The sequence below is a fragment of the Lysinibacillus sp. NPDC098008 genome (genome assembly GCF_044760715.1).
Taxonomy (GTDB): Bacteria; Bacillota; Bacilli; order Bacillales_A; family Planococcaceae; genus Lysinibacillus.
Genome location: NZ_JBIWBA010000005.1, coordinates 13202 through 29799, shown reverse-complemented (window position 1 = coordinate 29799; position 16598 = coordinate 13202). Strand labels below are relative to the sequence as shown.

Annotated in this window: 18 protein-coding genes; 7 read left to right on the top strand and 11 right to left on the bottom strand. The window is 36.8% G+C overall.

Annotation, left to right across the window (positions count from 1 at the left end; translation table 11 throughout):
- Window positions 1–59 precede the first annotated feature (59 nt).
- The 3 genes from ACIQVU_RS07205 to ACIQVU_RS07195 form a co-directional block, all read right to left on the bottom strand.
- Window positions 60–722 carry a ribonuclease H family protein gene (locus ACIQVU_RS07205; protein WP_402894582.1) on the bottom strand — a complete coding sequence of 221 codons (663 nt, stop codon included), beginning with the start codon at window positions 720–722 and terminating at the stop codon, window positions 60–62.
- A gap of 271 nt (window positions 723–993) precedes the next feature.
- Window positions 994–1341, bottom strand: coding sequence for a YlbF family regulator (locus ACIQVU_RS07200; protein ID WP_340807456.1), 348 nt, complete (start codon window positions 1339–1341; stop codon window positions 994–996).
- A 16-nt stretch (window positions 1342–1357) separates the two neighbouring features.
- The gene (locus tag ACIQVU_RS07195) at window positions 1358–2500 is read right to left on the bottom strand and encodes a DUF445 domain-containing protein (protein WP_340807457.1); all 1143 of its coding nucleotides are present in this window, start codon (window positions 2498–2500) and stop codon (window positions 1358–1360) included.
- Between the two features lie 186 nt (window positions 2501–2686).
- Here ACIQVU_RS07195 and ACIQVU_RS07190 point away from each other — a divergent pair, with 186 nt between their 5' ends.
- The 3 genes from ACIQVU_RS07190 to ACIQVU_RS07180 all read left to right on the top strand — a co-directional run bounded on the left by ACIQVU_RS07190 (window position 2687) and on the right by ACIQVU_RS07180 (window position 5756).
- Complete coding sequence (locus ACIQVU_RS07190) at window positions 2687–2890, top strand: YheE family protein (RefSeq protein ID WP_340808619.1); 204 nt, start codon at window positions 2687–2689, stop codon at window positions 2888–2890.
- A gap of 427 nt (window positions 2891–3317) precedes the next feature.
- Complete coding sequence (locus ACIQVU_RS07185; RefSeq protein ID WP_402894577.1) at window positions 3318–4655, top strand: hemolysin family protein; 1338 nt, start codon at window positions 3318–3320, stop codon at window positions 4653–4655.
- A gap of 192 nt (window positions 4656–4847) precedes the next feature.
- Complete coding sequence (locus tag ACIQVU_RS07180) at window positions 4848–5756, top strand: cation diffusion facilitator family transporter (RefSeq protein ID WP_340807458.1); 909 nt, start codon at window positions 4848–4850, stop codon at window positions 5754–5756.
- Between the two features lie 18 nt (window positions 5757–5774).
- Here ACIQVU_RS07180 and ACIQVU_RS07175 read toward each other — a convergent pair whose 3' ends face one another.
- Window positions 5775–6518: an effector binding domain-containing protein gene (locus tag ACIQVU_RS07175; RefSeq protein ID WP_402894574.1), complete on the bottom strand. Its 744-nt coding sequence runs from the start codon at window positions 6516–6518 to the stop codon at window positions 5775–5777.
- A gap of 60 nt (window positions 6519–6578) precedes the next feature.
- The gene (locus tag ACIQVU_RS07170; RefSeq protein ID WP_340807461.1) at window positions 6579–7508 is read right to left on the bottom strand and encodes a helix-turn-helix transcriptional regulator; all 930 of its coding nucleotides are present in this window, start codon (window positions 7506–7508) and stop codon (window positions 6579–6581) included.
- Window positions 7509–8029: 521 nt separating this feature from the next.
- Between ACIQVU_RS07170 and ACIQVU_RS07165 the strand changes: the two genes are divergently transcribed.
- Window positions 8030–9151 carry a response regulator gene (locus ACIQVU_RS07165; protein WP_340807462.1) on the top strand — a complete coding sequence of 374 codons (1122 nt, stop codon included), beginning with the start codon at window positions 8030–8032 and terminating at the stop codon, window positions 9149–9151.
- Between the two features lie 55 nt (window positions 9152–9206).
- Here ACIQVU_RS07165 and ACIQVU_RS07160 read toward each other — a convergent pair whose 3' ends face one another.
- Both ACIQVU_RS07160 and ACIQVU_RS07155 read right to left on the bottom strand, forming a co-directional pair.
- Window positions 9207–9854, bottom strand: a complete 648-nt coding sequence (locus ACIQVU_RS07160) for a response regulator (RefSeq protein WP_340807463.1) — start codon at window positions 9852–9854, stop codon at window positions 9207–9209.
- Between the two features lie 12 nt (window positions 9855–9866).
- Complete coding sequence (locus tag ACIQVU_RS07155; protein WP_340807464.1) at window positions 9867–10982, bottom strand: GAF domain-containing sensor histidine kinase; 1116 nt, start codon at window positions 10980–10982, stop codon at window positions 9867–9869.
- Between the two features lie 196 nt (window positions 10983–11178).
- On the opposite strand from ACIQVU_RS07155, the gene ACIQVU_RS07150 reads away from it, so the two are divergent.
- Together ACIQVU_RS07150 and ACIQVU_RS07145 are read left to right on the top strand one after the other, a co-directional pair.
- On the top strand, window positions 11179–11604 hold the full coding sequence (locus tag ACIQVU_RS07150; protein WP_340807466.1) for a disulfide oxidoreductase: 426 nt from the start codon (window positions 11179–11181) through the stop codon (window positions 11602–11604).
- A 54-nt stretch (window positions 11605–11658) separates the two neighbouring features.
- The gene (locus ACIQVU_RS07145) at window positions 11659–12498 is read left to right on the top strand and encodes an RluA family pseudouridine synthase (protein ID WP_340807467.1); all 840 of its coding nucleotides are present in this window, start codon (window positions 11659–11661) and stop codon (window positions 12496–12498) included.
- A gap of 44 nt (window positions 12499–12542) precedes the next feature.
- On the opposite strand, the gene ACIQVU_RS07140 is transcribed toward ACIQVU_RS07145, so the two are convergent.
- Together ACIQVU_RS07140 and ACIQVU_RS07135 are read right to left on the bottom strand one after the other, a co-directional pair.
- Entirely contained in the window at window positions 12543–13373 is an 831-nt protein-coding gene (locus ACIQVU_RS07140; RefSeq protein ID WP_340807469.1) for an aldo/keto reductase, read from the bottom strand.
- 71 nt (window positions 13374–13444) lie between these two features.
- A complete protein-coding gene (locus ACIQVU_RS07135) occupies window positions 13445–13618 on the bottom strand; it encodes a hypothetical protein (RefSeq protein ID WP_402894567.1) in 174 nt (57 codons plus the stop codon).
- 395 nt (window positions 13619–14013) lie between these two features.
- On the opposite strand from ACIQVU_RS07135, the gene ACIQVU_RS07130 reads away from it, so the two are divergent.
- Window positions 14014–14859: a VOC family protein gene (locus tag ACIQVU_RS07130; protein WP_340807470.1), complete on the top strand. Its 846-nt coding sequence runs from the start codon at window positions 14014–14016 to the stop codon at window positions 14857–14859.
- Window positions 14860–14898: 39 nt separating this feature from the next.
- Here ACIQVU_RS07130 and trmL read toward each other — a convergent pair whose 3' ends face one another.
- Window positions 14899–15417, bottom strand: a complete 519-nt coding sequence (gene trmL / locus ACIQVU_RS07125) for a tRNA (uridine(34)/cytosine(34)/5-carboxymethylaminomethyluridine(34)-2'-O)-methyltransferase TrmL (RefSeq protein WP_402894563.1) — start codon at window positions 15415–15417, stop codon at window positions 14899–14901.
- Between the two features lie 7 nt (window positions 15418–15424).
- On the bottom strand, window positions 15425–16597 hold the full coding sequence (gene queG / locus ACIQVU_RS07120) for a tRNA epoxyqueuosine(34) reductase QueG (protein WP_340807473.1): 1173 nt from the start codon (window positions 16595–16597) through the stop codon (window positions 15425–15427).
- Between the last annotated feature and the right edge of the window lies 1 nt (window position 16598).

The window sequence follows — 16598 nt, the reverse complement described above, 5'->3', positions numbered from 1 at the left end:
GTAGCATGTGCTGGTAGGTTTCTTCTTAAAATTAAGTAGAATGCTTAAGAACAAGCCGTCTATTTCTTTCCAATTTCACTTGTACTAGTAATATCAATGCCGTTTAAAGCTTGTGTAGCAAGTCGATCTGCCTCGTTATTGTTCTTGCGTGCAATAAGCTGATACGTTGGTTGAATGGCGAGCTGCGCTAGCTTGGCATCAATTTTATCTGCCCAGCTTGCTAGCTCCTTCTCTAATGCTGGCCATTCCCCACTTAGCTGATTAATAACTACCTGTGAATCGCCTATAAAACGGACAGGCAGATGGTGAACATTTAATAACTCCAGCTCCACTAAGCCTAAATAAAGCGCTGCATATTCCGCCTCATTATTTGATTGAAGCTCCAATGAAAAGGCATTTTTTCGTAAACGATAGGACTTACCATTTTGCTCATAATAAATGGCACAGCCTAGTCCTGCCTGTCTTGTCCCACGGTCAAAGCCACCATCAAAATAAACCGTAATGTCATGTGGCTCACTATCTATTTCCTTTAAATACGCCTTTAATTCCTTTAACGACCAACTTGTAGCCTGCCGATCTATACAATGCAATAATTTGACTCTTTCTGTTTTCTCCATATCTTCTGCTAGTAAAAGTGCTTGAGCAGCAGGCATCTCTTCTGAACGTAAAACCGTTGTAGCTCCTTTTGGTGTTTTATAAGTCCATTCAATGACAACATCCATAAACATAGCCTCCAATATCAATTACGCCTCATGGTTCAGTAGGCGTTTGGACACCCACTGAGCAGAAGGGAAAAGCATTCATTCCCTCTCCACAGAACATGGGCTCTTCTGTATCTGTTGCTGTCGCACAAAAATATCTGCTGCTGTCGCTTTGCTTTCGATACAAAAAGAATTTGCTGAACCAAGATAAAGTGAAAACGTGCTCCGATTATTAGCGGATACACGTTTTCTTCTTACTTGTTATATATGCATTTTTTGCAACAATTATTCCTTATTGAAGCCCCTCATATAAACTTTGAATCGGTTTGATTAAAATGCGATTTACTTCCTCAATTACTTTGCTTAATGCCATTTCTGCTTCAAGCATCGCTGAAATTTTTTCATTTTGTTGTGCAAGTTGTGCTGCTTTTTGCGCATAGACAAGCTCATCTTCCAATAAATCCTCGCCTGCTAATTGTTTTTTCTGCAGCTCCATTTGGATTTTTCGGAAGTTTTTAAAGACATTTAATGCCTCTTCATCATTCTTCACAACTTCCACTGCTGCTTGTAAAGTTTCAAACTCAGAAGTTTTACGGAAAGTTGCCTCTAATGCATTAATGTCATTATAAATATTAATCATGTATACAATCTCCTTTTTAAATAAAGTAAACGATTAAACCTTGCACAATCCCAATCAATCCACCAAGAACTGCACCTAGTACCGTAATCATTTTAAATTCACGTTTAGAAATGCCTAATACAAGCTCCTCTAATTTTTCTACTGGGAAGGAATCAACCTGCTCTCGCACAACTTCTTGTAAATTTAAACGCTTAAGTACATCCTCTAGCTTTGCTTCTGCCTTACTAAAGCCCTTTTCAATGGCTTGTGGAATAACTTGGCGCTTTACCCACTCATTACCCTCAGGCCAGTAATAGGAAATAGGATGATTTAAACGCTCTGCAATGGCTAATTGCTCTTTTACATAGACTTGTAATTTCGCTAATAACGGTTCAAATTGGATATCCTGTAAAAAGTCCATTGCTGGTCGATCTTTTAGCTTTTCCAATTCCTGTGTAAATATTTTCGTTAGCAATGTTGTTGTACCCGGAGCCTGTAAAAACTTTATAAGCTCCCGTTGAACTTTTCCAACAAGTGAAGAGGAATCTCCTAAAAACATGCTAATCATGCCGCCAAGAGAGCCTTTTGTGGAGAGAAAGTCATCAATCATCGCCTTAATTGTCATTTCGCCTTCAGGTGATAAAAAATAATCCTCACCCTTCTCTAAAATATGACCAACAACTACAGGAATTTTAGCATCAATCGTTTGTTGAATATCAGCAGATAGCAGTGTGCGAATTGATTTTGTAGATAGTGTATTCTTCACTGATGCAAATTGTCCCTCTACAATCGCTTCTACTTTTTGCTCAATCGTTGCTGGCATATGCGCAAACCCAGCTAAGTTTAACCAATCCTGAATTGTTTTATCATTTGTAAAGATCGTTTCTTCCACCTTTGTCTGTACAAGATGCTCAAGCTTATCTTGCATATCCTTGGAGAAAAATTTCTTTCTAAAAGTTTCAGGTGTTAATAAGTAATTGACAACTGTTAAACCAAGCTGCCTCGCTAATTCATCACGTCTTTTCGGGATAAGGCCCGGTGTAAATGGTACGCGCCAATTTTTAATATATATTGCTTTATATGGACGAAAAAGCATTTTAATGGCTAAGTGATTGGTTACGCCACCAATGGCAGCACCAATAATTGCCATAAAAAGTAATGTTACTAGAAAATTATCCATTTGCATCCTCTCATTTCACTTGTATTCACGCTTGACGTATTTTGTCGTCTTCTGCATACATTATAGCAGAGCAATGATTTTCAACGAAATAAATACCCCTTTTAAAATGTAAAATATGAATAGTTGCAAAATTACTATTATCCCTGAATAATATGAACTACATATCGATAGAAAAGAGGTTTGATGATGATTCAGCATTTTAGCTTTAAACCATTATTTGAAAATACGCAGCTTCCCGGATGGACAATTTCCTTTTTTTATGAGCGAGAACGTTATACAGCAGAATATTTAAAGGATGGTATGATTCAATGGACAGGACCTATTCCACCCAACGAAGAACATGTAAAAAAAATGATTCATGACCTCATGCTATACCATGTTTATGATTAACAGCATAGGATTTAATGCAATGCATATAAGTACAAAGGAGCAGCCCTATAGATTGGATAGGACTGCTCCTTATTATTAGACAAAATAGTTTATTTAAAAAATCCACACACTATAGCACTTTTGAGATTTTTGACGTGTCATTTAATATAGGATGCACATGCTTTATTTCCTAAATAAACTATTTTTACTATATTTTTAAAATTATCATATAGCTATACTATTTTCAATTTATATGATATGTAAAGGTGGACATCTATTCAAAAAAAGCTACTGAAAAACAGCGAAAAAACGTTGTCAATATTTGTGTTTTCCTTGTAAATAATTTATGATTGAAACATCCAACAATTTTTTAAATCATAGGAGGTGTACACTTTGTTTACTTCCCTCATTCGGGCGGGGACAAAGGGATTATTTGGACGGAGACATATTGGAGATAACCATTAGGTTGGCGGCATTCGCCCTACTTATTATAATGACAGGATTTTTCGTTGCAACTGAATTTGCAATCGTTAAAGTAAGAGCTACCCGCATTGATCAATTGCTCGCAGAAGGGCATAAAAAAGCGAAAAATGCAAAACGTGTTGTTTCAGATTTAGACGAGTACTTATCTGCTTGTCAGCTAGGTATTACAATTACTGCACTTGGTTTAGGTTGGCTTGGTGAACCTACATTTGAAATTATTTTACACCCGGTGTTTGAATTTCTAAATTTAAGTGGTAGTATAACGTCTATCCTTTCATTCATACTTGCATTCTCACTCGTAACGTTTATGCATGTTGTTATTGGGGAGTTGGCGCCAAAAACATTAGCCATCCAAAAAGCAGAATTTGTTACATTAAACTTTTCTGGCGCATTAATTTTATTCCACAATATTACGTATCCCATCATTAAGCTATTAAATGGCTCTGCTCGTGCCTTAACTGGTCTTTTTGGCTTAAAAATGATGTCAGAATCAGAAGTAGCCCATACAGAGGAAGAGCTGCGTATGATTTTATCGGATAGTTTAAAAGGTGGAGAAATCAATAACGCAGAATATGAATATGTGAACAGTATTTTTGAGTTCTCAGATCGTCTTGCAAAGGAAATTATGGTTCCTCGAACTGAAATTGTCGGTATTGAAAAAGAGCTGACAATTAAAGAAGTGTTCGATTTAATGGGTGTTGAGCAGTATACTCGTTATCCAATTATTGATGGTGATAAAGACCATATTATTGGCTTGGTCAATATGAAGCACTTATTAACCGCTTACATTAAAGACCCTAAAAATGGCGATAAACCTGTTATTGATTATATGCAGCCTATTATTCGTGTAATGGAAACAACGCAAATTAACGATTTATTACTAAAAATTCAACGTGAACGTATTCATATGGCTATTTTAATGGATGAATATGGTGGAACATCTGGCTTAGTAACAATCGAAGATATTATCGAGGAAATTGTCGGCGATATTCAAGATGAATTCGATGAAGATGAAGTTCCAGAAGTACAAGAAATTGCAGAAAATCATTTTATTTTAGATGCTAAAATGCTGCTTGAAAATGTAAATGATATGCTTGGTACTGACATAGAAGATGATGATATTGATACGATTGGCGGTTGGTTTATGACAAAGCGCTTTGATGCTGTCGAAGGAGATAGCATTCAGGAACAGGGTTATAAATTTATTGCCAAAGAATTAGATGGTCACCATATTTTATACTTAGAAGTTCTGAAATTGCCTGAAAGTGATTTATTAAATAAAATTGACACAGTAATTGACTAATGTGACTTTACCTTATTACCCTTATCGTGATACGATTATAAGCACACTTAGATGATTTAGGCTATAAAAATGGTTTTTCGCTCACACTCTATAAGGGTGGGAGCAAATACTGTCATAATAAATAGAAAACGACTCCCTTTCTCAAAGGGGGTCGTTTTCTAATGTTCGAAAGTTTTGTGAGGAGGAAACAATATGGAGCTTTATACAAATTTACGTCAAGGGGAAAAAGGCGCTTGGTTATCCATTGGTACATATTTAATCTTAAGTTCCATTAAGCTTACAATTGGCTATACTGGGACCTCTGAGGCATTAAAGGCAGATGGGTTAAATAATACTACAGATATTATTGCCTCTATCGCCGTATTGGTTGGCTTACGTATTGCACAAAGACCACCTGATTCCAATCACCAATATGGACATTTACGTGCCGAAACGGTTGCATCTTTAGTAGCATCCTTTATTATGCTTATTGTTGGCCTTCAAGTATTAATTAACTCGTTACAACACCTTTGGGAGCCTACAGGGACAACACCTTCTCTGTTAACAGCCTATGTCGCTATCGGCAGTGCTGCTGTAATGTATGTAGTATATCGCTATAATTTGGCACTCTCTAAGAAAATTAAAAGTGCCGCTGTGAAAGCAGCCGCCTTTGATAATCGTTCAGATGCACTTGTTAGTATTGGTACAGCCATTGGAATTTTTGGCGCAATTTTTGGCTTCCCTATTATTGATTCTTTAACAGCGCTTATTGTTGCTTTTTTAATTATCAAAACAGCTGTTGAAATTTTTTGGGAGGCTGTTCAAAGCCTTACAGATGCCTTTGATATTGAGGAAGTTGAAACATTATCTGTTTTAATTCAAAATGTAGATGGTGTTATGGAGCTTTTAGACTTTAAAGGACGTGCACATGGTAATATGTACTTCATTGATGTAACGGTTACTGTTGACCCTTATTTAAATGTATTTGAAAGTCATCGTATTACAGAGGAAATTGAACATACCATTATGCGTGAAAACCGTTTTTGCCAGGTTCTTGTCCATATTGAACCATATATTGAAGCAATCCCTCCGCAAAACAATGATAAGTCTCCTACCCATTAAGTGGTAGGGGACTTTTTATTATTTAATCGCAATATAAATATCTACCTGTGCCTTTTGAGGATTTGTGCATCGTTCATCATAAACCTCAAAGTCGCCAGTATAAGTTCGCTCTACTTCAGCGCTTGCAAACCATGCCCAAATATCTTGCCATGTCTGAATAACAATCTCTGGTATTGTACCCGTTTGAGAAGTGAATACAGCATACTTAGCTGCCGGTATTGTTTTTAATACCATACCTGCAGGAGCCTCATTTGTATTGGACACCTCTACACCAAGTGTAATTGTATAATCCCCATTAACATCTGTTGCATAGTCTGAATATAAGCCATAAATCGTTGCATTATGCCGATTAGCAATTTGACCAATTATATTTTGCTGATAAAAGTCTGTCCATAGCTGCGGAATTTTAGCTTGTGCTGTTATTTCCTGAGCATTACTTGTTTCCTCCGCAATTCCCATAATATAAAATGCAGGTCGTTCTACTACTTTTGGCTCTGATGATTTATTTTTTCTCCAGCGCTTCAAATCTGGCAACACAGCTACTAGCATATGACGTGCTTCCTTTTCAGCCATGCCATTGTCCTTTAAATATGGTACACAAATTTCTACCATCTCTTCAATTGTTATAGTCGGCTGTGTAAACTCGCCTTCCTGATAGCAATATCGACAATAATCCTTATTGATACTGCCTCCTTTTTCAGTTCCTAATAATGCCTCAGTCGTTAATGGCATACTACAGCTTTGACAATAGCTTTGCATCATTACCTCCACCCTTCACTTTATTTATTCCTACTATAGCGAAGGAAACCTGACAGCTGTCTGTCAGCAATTATTTGGATTTTTATATAAATGGAGAATTTCTTGTGCGCGCTGTTGGATAATCTCTTGTAAATAGAGTGGCTCAATGATTTTTATACGATGACCAAAGCTAAGCAAAAAGCCATAAAGCCACTCATCCTCTGGTATCTCTATTGAGATGATGGCATGCTCATGATCGATATGCTCAGCCCCAAATGATTCCTCGACAAGTGTTGTGATAGCTCTGTCAAAAGAAATGACCAAATTAACCGTATTTTCTGGCTGATGCCATTCTGTACTCCATGGTAGCTCAGATAAATGTACTTCCTTGCGTTCAAAGGTCATCAGTTGCTGCTGTAAATTTTTTATTCTTGCAAGTTTAAATAGACGAAAATCTTGTCTTAATGTGCAATAGCCATATAAATACCATACCCGCCCCTTGTGTACTAATGTATGTGGCTCAACAAAGCGATTGGTTAGCTTACCATGTGTAGTTGAGTAGCTAAAACTTACATATTGACCATTTTTAATAGCTGCTTTTAATAATGTAAGCTGCTTCTTAAAAAGAGAATTTGGTCCCCATGGACTTAAGTCTATTAATAGATGCTCCATAGATTGTTTACTATCATCATCTGCAATGCTTGTTAATTTTTCAAGGACTGCCTCTGCATGTAAATCCTCATACCCCGTCAATGCACTTTTAATGGCTATCGATAATGATGTAAGCTCATCCTTCGTTAAAACTTGCTTATCCATACGATAGCCCTCCATTAAATAAATACCACCATTCACCCCTTGCTGGCTTATAACAGGAATCCCCGCACAACTAAGTGTGTCAATATCTCGATAGATTGTACGAACAGATACATTAAATAGCTCTGCTAACTCTTGTGCCTTAATTTTTTTACGATTTACTAAAATCATCGTCATTGTCAGCAATCGTTCTAATTTCATGGTGGAGCTCCTTTCTATATATATTTCATTATGCCTATCATTGTTCATATCTTAATTCCTAATACATTGTCCATTTAAGTATTGTTTAAGTTTTATTTAAGTCAAATGTACTATAATACGCCTAGTAAATTATTACAATATAAGATAAATAATACTTGTTATTAATACTATCTAATATGTTTTTGCTACATCCATGCTGTTTTATTTTTTATAAGAATTGTTTAATCATTATAACTGCAACTAGATGTTACATGATAGTTATACAATTCTTTCAATTCTCTTAACATAATCTATAGATTATTTTTGGCGATGCCATTCATCATACAGAATATTTTAAGACTCCCTAGAATAACTTGGCGCTCGTCTATAATAAATATCCTTTCATTGAAGTCAATTTTTTAACAAAAAAAATAAATAATTTTCTATTTTCATGCTTTTTCCTTATCTAGAAAAAGACTTCTCAACCAAAATAAGCTAGAGTTTAATAGTTTTCAATTTAATTGTAAAAAGGAGAGTTTGATATGATTCGAGCCATTTTACTAGATAATGAACCTTTAGCTTTACATTATTTTCAAAATAAACTACAAGCCTTTCAACAAATACAGGTCATTCAAGCCTTTACAAGTGTGGAGTCATTTTTGAATGAACTACCAATGATAGAGTTTGACGTTATATTTTTAGAGGTAAAGCTACAAGAACTTTCTGGACTTGAAATAGCTGATATTGTTAAAACAGATCGCCCCTATATAAGCATTGTATTTATTACTTCCTATCAGGAATTTGCATTACAAGCCTATGAAATTGGAGGTCTTGATTACTTATTAAAACCTATTAATCATACACGTTTAGCAAAAACAGTAGCCCGTATTGAACATGAATTCTCGATTCAGCAAATGCTACAGCAAAATACTCATACTATACTTAATGTACAATGCTTTGATCAATTTGCTGTTTATAGCAATAATCGCTTAGTTCCATTTAAAACAGAAAAAACAAAGGAATTATTTGCTTATTTTATTTTGCATCCTAATATACCAATTCATAGAGATTATTTAATTGAAATTTTATGGCCAGAGTTAGACTATGTACGAGCTAAATCCAATCTTCATACGGCACTCTCATATTTAAGAAAAGCTTTAAATACGATCGGCTATGATAACTGTATTATTTTTTCAAATAAATATTATATTTTTGAAAAACCAAATATTCTATGTGATTTATACGATTTCCAAAAATTTCATGAGGAATTTACAAAATTGAAATCTCCGCCTATTTCATTGATTCATCAATGTCTTGCTATTTATAAAAATGGCTTGTTTGTATATGATGATTATGAGTGGGCTACTACTTATAAAGATAAATTAACAAAATCATACATAGAGTTATTAGAAAAAGGATTTCAAATAACCGTCTTTTCTGACACGGAAAAAGCCATGGATTTTTTAAATAGATTATTAGAGTATGACCCCTATAATGAGCAAAAGCTTGAGCACTATTTATATACATTAATCCAGGCAGGGCTTCATAAGCAGGCATATGAGGTTTTTCAAACATATCGACAAAAATTAAAGGAAGATTTAGCGTTAGCACCAAGCTCTACATTATTAGAAATATCTAAAAAATTATTTGCACAGCATAAATAGCATCATATAAAAACGACGGGCTACTACACATTTGTAGAAACTCGCCGTTGCCGTGTTAAATGCCGCTACCTTCTGTTAGACCGTGCTTAACAGCATATAATGCTGCTTGTGTTCGGTCTTGTACTTGGAGCTTTGTAAAAATATTTGAAATATGTGTTTTCACCGTTTTTTCTGTTACAAACAATGAAGCCGCAATTTCACGATTACTTTTTCCTTTTGTTAGCTCAGCCAATACGTCCTGTTCACGTGGTGTCAGCGGATTTAATAAATGTGGGGCATTTTGAGATTCTTGGCGCTCCATTTCAAGCGTTGTTGTGGCGTCAGGATGTAATGTATTTTCGCCACGCATAATACGACGAATCGCTAAGACTAATTCATCAGGCTCAATATCCTTTAATTGATAGCCTGCTGCCCCAGCCTCCATTGCTGGCACTACATGATCTCGATCAGAAAAGCTTGTTAGCATTAAAATTTCAATTTGCGGAAATCTTGCTTTAATGCGTTTTGTAGCCTGAATACCATCCATTTCAGGCATCACTAAATCCATTAGAATAATATCTGGTTGAATGCTTTCTGCCAAAGCTACAGCTTCATGCCCATTTTTTGCCTCTCCCACAACTTCAATATCCTTTTGTGTCTTTAAAAAAAACAATAGTCCTCGACGCACCACATGATGATCGTCTGCAATTAATACACGTATCATGTCCTCTCCCCCTTAATACGGCAAGCGGATTAGCAGTTCCGTGCCCTTGCCAAGCTCACTTACCCAATCAGCAGTGCCACCCACTGATTTTGCACGATCTTTAATGGATTGTAAGCCCATTGATAATAACTTTATATTGTTATCAATAACAAAGCCTCGTCCCTCATCACGAATAACAAGTAAAATATCTGTTGATGTCACCGTAATATACAATGCCGCTTCTAGCACACCTGCATGACGGCGCACATTATTGAGTGCCTCTTGCGCTACACGAAATAATGTTTCTTCAATACGTGAGGGAAATTGCAGTACACCTGAAACAGTAATATGCAATTTTAAGCCAAGCATCTCAGCATATACTTTAATCGCTTCCAATAAGCCATTTTCTAAGCCCTTTGGTCGCAGTTGCCAAATAAGTGCACGCATTTCTGTTAGGGCATCCTGTGTCAATTGCTGTATTTCCTTAAATGTTTCTTTAATATCGCTATCCTCTGTCATTTCAATTCCTGCTCTTGCGGTTAATGTTACAGAAAATAATAGCTGATTAACAGAATCATGTAAGTCACGTGCTAGACGGTTACGCTCCTTAACAAGTGCCATTTCCTGCTCTTGCTTTGTCAGTAAAATACGCTTAATGGCAGAGCCCATTTGAAACGCCACTGATTCCAATAAGGCTAGCTCCTCCTCTGAAAAGCGCACCGTATCCTTCGATGCAACATTTAAGACACCAAAACGCTCTTGTCCAGATTGCAAAGGCACTGTTGCGTGATGGGTAATGCCTGCATGATCCCCAACCTTTGCAGCTATAGCACTTTCAATACGCTGACATTCAATAATATTAGAAGCTTTTTTCAGCTCCTCATTTCGATAGCGGGATACACACCAGCAGCCACCCTTTTTTAAATAATGACAATGATTATATTCCAATGCCTCTGGTAGATTTTCATGAACAACTAGCTCTGAGCGTCCCTTTGCATCAATAAAAAATATCCAGCCTGTTTCAAAATTTGTACCATTTAAAAATTTAATAAGTGCACCTTTCAGCATTGTCACAATTTCAGTTTCTTCATTTAATAGCTCAGCAATTTCCTTTAAAATACTAATATTGGAATGCTCATTTTCTTTCACGAAAACACCTCTTCTTTAGCATGACTACTATTTATCATACCATTAAGAGATTTGAAACGTCTGTATCAGCCATTCATACTTTAGACTGAAATTCACCTTTTAAGGCTATAACTTATTTTACGTAAGTTCATTTACATCTAAAACTGGAACAACTATAATCATACAAGTACATAGTTTGATGAAGGGGAGAACTTATATGTCCAAAAAAGAGGAAAATGGCTTATTATTTATTTGGATTGTTTCAGTTGTAGCGACACTTGGCTCACTATATTTTTCTGAAATTCGCCATTATGAGCCCTGTAAAATGTGTTGGATACAGCGCATTTTTATGTATCCTATTGTCATTATCTCAACGGTGGCATTAATCCAGAAAAATGCTCGTATTGCTGTAACAACAGCTATTTTTTCTGTAATTGGTGGTTGTATTTCACTCTACCATTACGGCATTCAAAAGCTTAGTTTTTTAGCTGAAAATGCCCCTTCCTGCGGTGCTGTTTCTTGTACTGGTCAATATATTAACTGGCTCGGCTTTATTACTATTCCATTTTTAGCATTAGCTGCATTTATTTTAATTGCAGGTGCAAGCTTCTATTTAATCAAGGCTTCAAAAGCTACAAAATAATTAAAAGACCGTGTTCTACCAATGGAATGCGGTCTTTTCTATGGAGGTAAATCAATGTTTCTTTATGAAATTGTTGAAGATAACGTAAGTATTGAAGAACTGCTACGTAATCATTGGCGACTTGGCAAAAAGCTTGTCCATGAATTACGCATGGCTAAGACGGTCACATTAGCAAATGATGAGCTTATTCAATGGCAAGCACCTTTACCAAAAGGAACGATGCTTAAATTTACATTTCCTATGACAGCATCTAACTATAAGCCAACGCCTGTTTGTGCAATTGATATCGTCTATGAGGACGACCATTGTTTAATCGTATCGAAGCCAAAGGGCATGTCAACACATCCTAACGATGCCCATGATACACATACTTGTATGAACCATGTTATGGCACATATTAAGGAGCAAGGTGGTATTTATGCAGAGCATGTCCATCGTCTTGATAAAGGAACACAGGGCTTATTACTTGTTGCAAAGCATCCACTAGCAAAATCTATTTTTGACAGAATGATTGAGGAAAAATCCATTATTCGTATGTACGCAGCAGAGGTACAAGGAAATATACGTGGGGCATCTGGCACAATTGCTGAGCCTATTGGGAAGGATCGTCATCATGCTACAAGACGTGTTGTATCTAAAAATGGGCAGCACGCTGTAACACATTACGAAGTTGTTGCACGCTATAAAAATTCCTGTGTTGTCCACCTTATTTTAGAAACAGGTCGAACACATCAAATTCGTGTTCACTTATCCTATATTGGTCATCCAATTATTGGTGATACAATGTATGGCGCAAGAGAAACAGCAAGCAGTGATTATGAACTTCATGCGATTCAATTAGAATTTGAGCATCCATTTTTAAATAAACGGATTATTGTTAAAGATAAGCAATAAGCAAACAATCCCGCTTCTCAGTTAGAGAGCGGGATTATTTATCACTAAAAATCAAATTTAAAATGATCTGGATGTTGCCCAAAACGTTGATCACGATTTAATGTAGCTATTTTAGCCATCTGCGCTTCGGTTAATGCAAAGTCAAAGATTTGTGCATTTTCCTCGATTCGGCTAGGTGTCACTGATTTAGGTATAACAAGGGTATCATTTTGTAAATGCCAGCGGAGTACGACTTGTGCAGCAGTTTTTCTTAGTTCCTGCCCTATTTCCACAATTGTAGGGTCATTTAGTACACCACCACGACCAAGCGGTGACCATGCTGTCACTGCAATTTGCTGCTCCTTGCAAAATGCACTTAATGCTTGCTGCTGTAAATAAGGGTGTAATTCCACTTGATTAACCATTGGCGCTGTATTTGCCTTTGCCAATATTTTTTCTAAATGATGCTCATGATGATTTGATACACCTGTTGCACGAATTAATTTCTCGTCGTATAGACGTTCAATCGCTCGATATGTTTCTTCAAATGTTTCTGGAACAGCCCAATGTGTTAAATATAAATCCAAATAATCCATATTTAATTTTTTCAGTGATACCTCAAAAGCATGTAATGTTGCATCATAGCCTTGGTCACTATTCCATACTTTTGTTGTCACAAAAATATCCTCGCGTGGAATGCCTGAATAGCGAATCGCTTCTCCTACCTCTGCTTCGTTGCCATATAAAGATGCTGTATCAATAGCACGATAACCAAATTTTAATGCTGTATCAATTGCCTGTAATGTTTCCTCACGCTCTGTCATTTTATATACACCTAAGCCAAATCGAGGCATTTCTACACCATTTGCTAATGTTTTTGTCGATTGTAAATGCAAAAATCACAACCCCTTTCTTTTCCTAGTACCATTATACAAAAAATTGGATTTAAGAAAAATAAAGAAGTTTTTTACTTATCTTTTTCCAGTTCAGCATCATCCAATTGAATAGGGTCAGCAATTCGCTCATCCTCAGCAAGCTCTAAGCCATCTCGTAAATGCTCCATTTGTTTACCTAAATCTTTTAATTCCTTCATATCCCTTGCCATTGTTCCATTTTCAATATTTGGTACCTTTTTCTCCATCATCATCACCTCATTGCTAGTTTTCCCGTTATCGCTACGTTTGAACCATTTCCGCCATATTTTATTCAGCTATGTCGTTTCATTTTTATAGTAGATAGGCTATACTAAAAAGAGATTTCTTTATAACATGAGGAGGGTACTTCCATGAAATTAATATTAATTATTGGTGTAACAATTGCTTTCTTATCAGCTATCTTCACTGCCGGCTACGAAGGCGACTACAAAGCTGACAAATAAGAGCACAAGAAACTCACTAAGCCTACGATAAGGTTTAGTGAGTTTCTTATTTTTTATGAAACAATAGCGCTCCTTGACTTTCTTTTATTTTTCTATTAATATAACTTACATAAAGTAACTAAATAAAAAAAGATAACTTAAGTCTGGAGGCTTACTCTATGCATTTTCATCAAAAACCTAACATATATGTTACAAACGTTGAAATAAAGGTAAGTGATCTACAACGCTCCTTACAGTATTATCAAGAAGTAATCGGCTTTCAAATTTTGCAACAAGAAGCCTATCAAGCAACTTTAACAGCAGATGGACAAACAGCATTATTAACACTTATTCAGCCTGAAATAGTAGAAGAAAAAGTAGGTCAAACCACTGGCTTATATCACTTTGCTCTACTATTACCGAGCCGCCGTGATTTAGCCAACATTATTAATCATTTTCATCAAAAGAGCGTATACTTTGGAGCTTCTGATCATCATGTCAGTGAAGCACTTTACTTAAATGATCCTGATGGTAATGGTATTGAAGTATATGCAGATCGTTCTGAGCATGAATGGCTATGGCATTTTAATGAGGTGTATATGGTAACGGAGCCGCTTCATATTCGTTCTATCTTAGCAGAAGGTGATGGTCACTGGAATGGGCTACCTGCTAACACCGTAATGGGGCATATTCATTTATCTGTTGCTAATTTAATGGAAGCTGAACAGTTTTATACAAAGGGATTAGGGTTTACTATTGTAGCACGCTATGGCACACAAGCATTGTTTATTTCTACGGGACGCTATCACCACCATATTGGCTTAAATACTTGGCAATCAGCAAATGCACCAAAGCTCGGTGTAAATCAGATCGGTTTAAAAACATTTTCATTGCAGTTAACTAATGAGGAGCAAGCCGCAACAATAAAAGCAAATCTTCAGACACTTGGCGCACCTGTTATAGAGCTAGAAAAAGGGCTCCAAACAGAGGACCCTGCTGGTAATGTAGTGTTATTAAAATTCTAAATTAAAAGCCGTCCTCCCATGATGGAGAACGGCTTTCGTTTAGTGTAATCCTGGATAACCTTGTTGACGCAATGCCTCATAAATAACGATTGCTGCCGTATTGGATAGATTCAATGAACGCACATGCTCACTTTGCGGAATACGCAAGCACATATCTCGGCGTTCATAGGCAAAGTCCTTTGGCAAGCCTGTTGTTTCCTTTCCAAACATAAAGTAAATATCACGATGCTGGTTGCTAAAATCATGTGTGGTAAATGGTTCCTCGCTATATGTTTCAATTAAATAAACATCACCATTTTTCGAGAATTCGATAAAGTCCTCTAATGAGTCATGATAGACAACATTGACACTATGCCAGTAATCTAACCCTGCACGCTTTAGCATTTTATCGTCTGTGGAAAAACCAAGTGGACGAATTAAATGCAATGATGTATTTGTACCAGCACAAGTACGGGCAATATTTCCTGTATTTGCGGGGATTTCTGGTTGATATAAAACGATATGCAATGGCATAACGGTACACTTCCTTATTAAAAATTTCTTTGAATGGCATTTCATTTTGGTTTTATGAGCGATTCTCCCCAGACTTGAGCGATTCCACTCCAACATTAACAAAAAACTGTAAGCCTTTATGAATTTCTGCAAGTACCTCTTCATCTTGCTCTGTCGCTTCTGCTTCAAACAGGGCAGCTTGTGCTTGTTCCCCACCTATTTTGCCTAAAGCCCATGCTGCTGTACCTCGAATAACGGGCCGTTCATCTTTTTGAAGCAAGGCAATTAAATCTGGCACGGCAGCCTCCTCTTTAAAATGAGCAAGTGCTAGAATCGCATTGCGTTGAATAGGCTTTTTCCCCCGCCATGAGCCTGAAACATGACCAAAGCTTTCCTTAAATGCTCGATTAGAAATTGTTAAAAGGGGCGTTAGCAATGGCTTTGCAAGCTCTGGATCTGGCTGAAATTCCTCATGAATCCAGTTAACCTTTCCTTTATTTTTAGGACATACCGTTTGACATGTATCACAGCCATATAAACGATTACCAATATGACTCCGAAACTCATCTGGAAGCATTCCCTTCGTCTGCGTTAAAAAGGCAATACAGCGCTGGGCATCTAGCTGTCCTCCCTCAATTAATGCTCCTGTTGGACATACATCTAAGCATAAACGGCAATCCCCACATTCATCCTCCATCGGCTGATCTGGTGCAAAAGGAATATTTGTAATAAGCTCTCCTAAATAGACGTAGGAGCCGAATTCAGGGGTAATAATCGAGCAGTTTTTGCCGCTCCAGCCTATTCCTGCTCGTTCTGCTACTGCTCTATCTACAAGAGCACCCGTATCTACCATTGATTGAATGCGTACACCTTCAACGCGGTCCTCAAGCCATGCAGATAATAGCGCCAAGCGCTCACGTAATGCTGTATGATAATCGACACCCCAAGAAGCACGGCAAAATATCCCACGTCTTGCACCCTTTTTACCTCTAGGTGCATTTTGCATACGTGAAGGATAGGCAACAGCTATCGCCACAATGCTCTCTGCTTCATCTAATAATTGAAGGGGTTCGGTACGTTTTTCAATATCACTTTCCTCAAAACCTGATTGATAGCCAAGCTCTTGCTGACGACGCAATCGATTTTTTAATTCTGTAAAGGGAGCTGCTGTCGTAAAACCTATTTTATCAACGCCAATGGACATCGCATATGCCACAAAATCACGTTGTAGGTCATGTATGTTCATT

Coding starts and splice junctions, on each gene's coding strand:
- ACIQVU_RS07205 (WP_402894582.1), bottom strand. CDS start 722: ATGGATGTTGTCATTGAATGGACTTATAAAACACCAAAAGGAGCTACA.
- ACIQVU_RS07200 (WP_340807456.1), bottom strand. CDS start 1,341: ATGATTAATATTTATAATGACATTAATGCATTAGAGGCAACTTTCCGT.
- ACIQVU_RS07195 (WP_340807457.1), bottom strand. CDS start 2,500: ATGGATAATTTTCTAGTAACATTACTTTTTATGGCAATTATTGGTGCT.
- ACIQVU_RS07190 (WP_340808619.1), top strand. CDS start 2,687: ATGATTCAGCATTTTAGCTTTAAACCATTATTTGAAAATACGCAGCTT.
- ACIQVU_RS07180 (WP_340807458.1), top strand. CDS start 4,848: ATGGAGCTTTATACAAATTTACGTCAAGGGGAAAAAGGCGCTTGGTTA.
- ACIQVU_RS07175 (WP_402894574.1), bottom strand. CDS start 6,518: ATGATGCAAAGCTATTGTCAAAGCTGTAGTATGCCATTAACGACTGAG.
- ACIQVU_RS07170 (WP_340807461.1), bottom strand. CDS start 7,508: ATGAAATTAGAACGATTGCTGACAATGACGATGATTTTAGTAAATCGT.
- ACIQVU_RS07165 (WP_340807462.1), top strand. CDS start 8,030: ATGATTCGAGCCATTTTACTAGATAATGAACCTTTAGCTTTACATTAT.
- ACIQVU_RS07160 (WP_340807463.1), bottom strand. CDS start 9,854: ATGATACGTGTATTAATTGCAGACGATCATCATGTGGTGCGTCGAGGA.
- ACIQVU_RS07150 (WP_340807466.1), top strand. CDS start 11,179: ATGTCCAAAAAAGAGGAAAATGGCTTATTATTTATTTGGATTGTTTCA.
- ACIQVU_RS07145 (WP_340807467.1), top strand. CDS start 11,659: ATGTTTCTTTATGAAATTGTTGAAGATAACGTAAGTATTGAAGAACTG.
- ACIQVU_RS07135 (WP_402894567.1), bottom strand. CDS start 13,618: ATGGAGAAAAAGGTACCAAATATTGAAAATGGAACAATGGCAAGGGAT.
- ACIQVU_RS07130 (WP_340807470.1), top strand. CDS start 14,014: ATGCATTTTCATCAAAAACCTAACATATATGTTACAAACGTTGAAATA.
- trmL (WP_402894563.1), bottom strand. CDS start 15,417: ATGAAATGCCATTCAAAGAAATTTTTAATAAGGAAGTGTACCGTTATG.
- queG (WP_340807473.1), bottom strand. CDS start 16,597: ATGAACATACATGACCTACAACGTGATTTTGTGGCATATGCGATGTCC.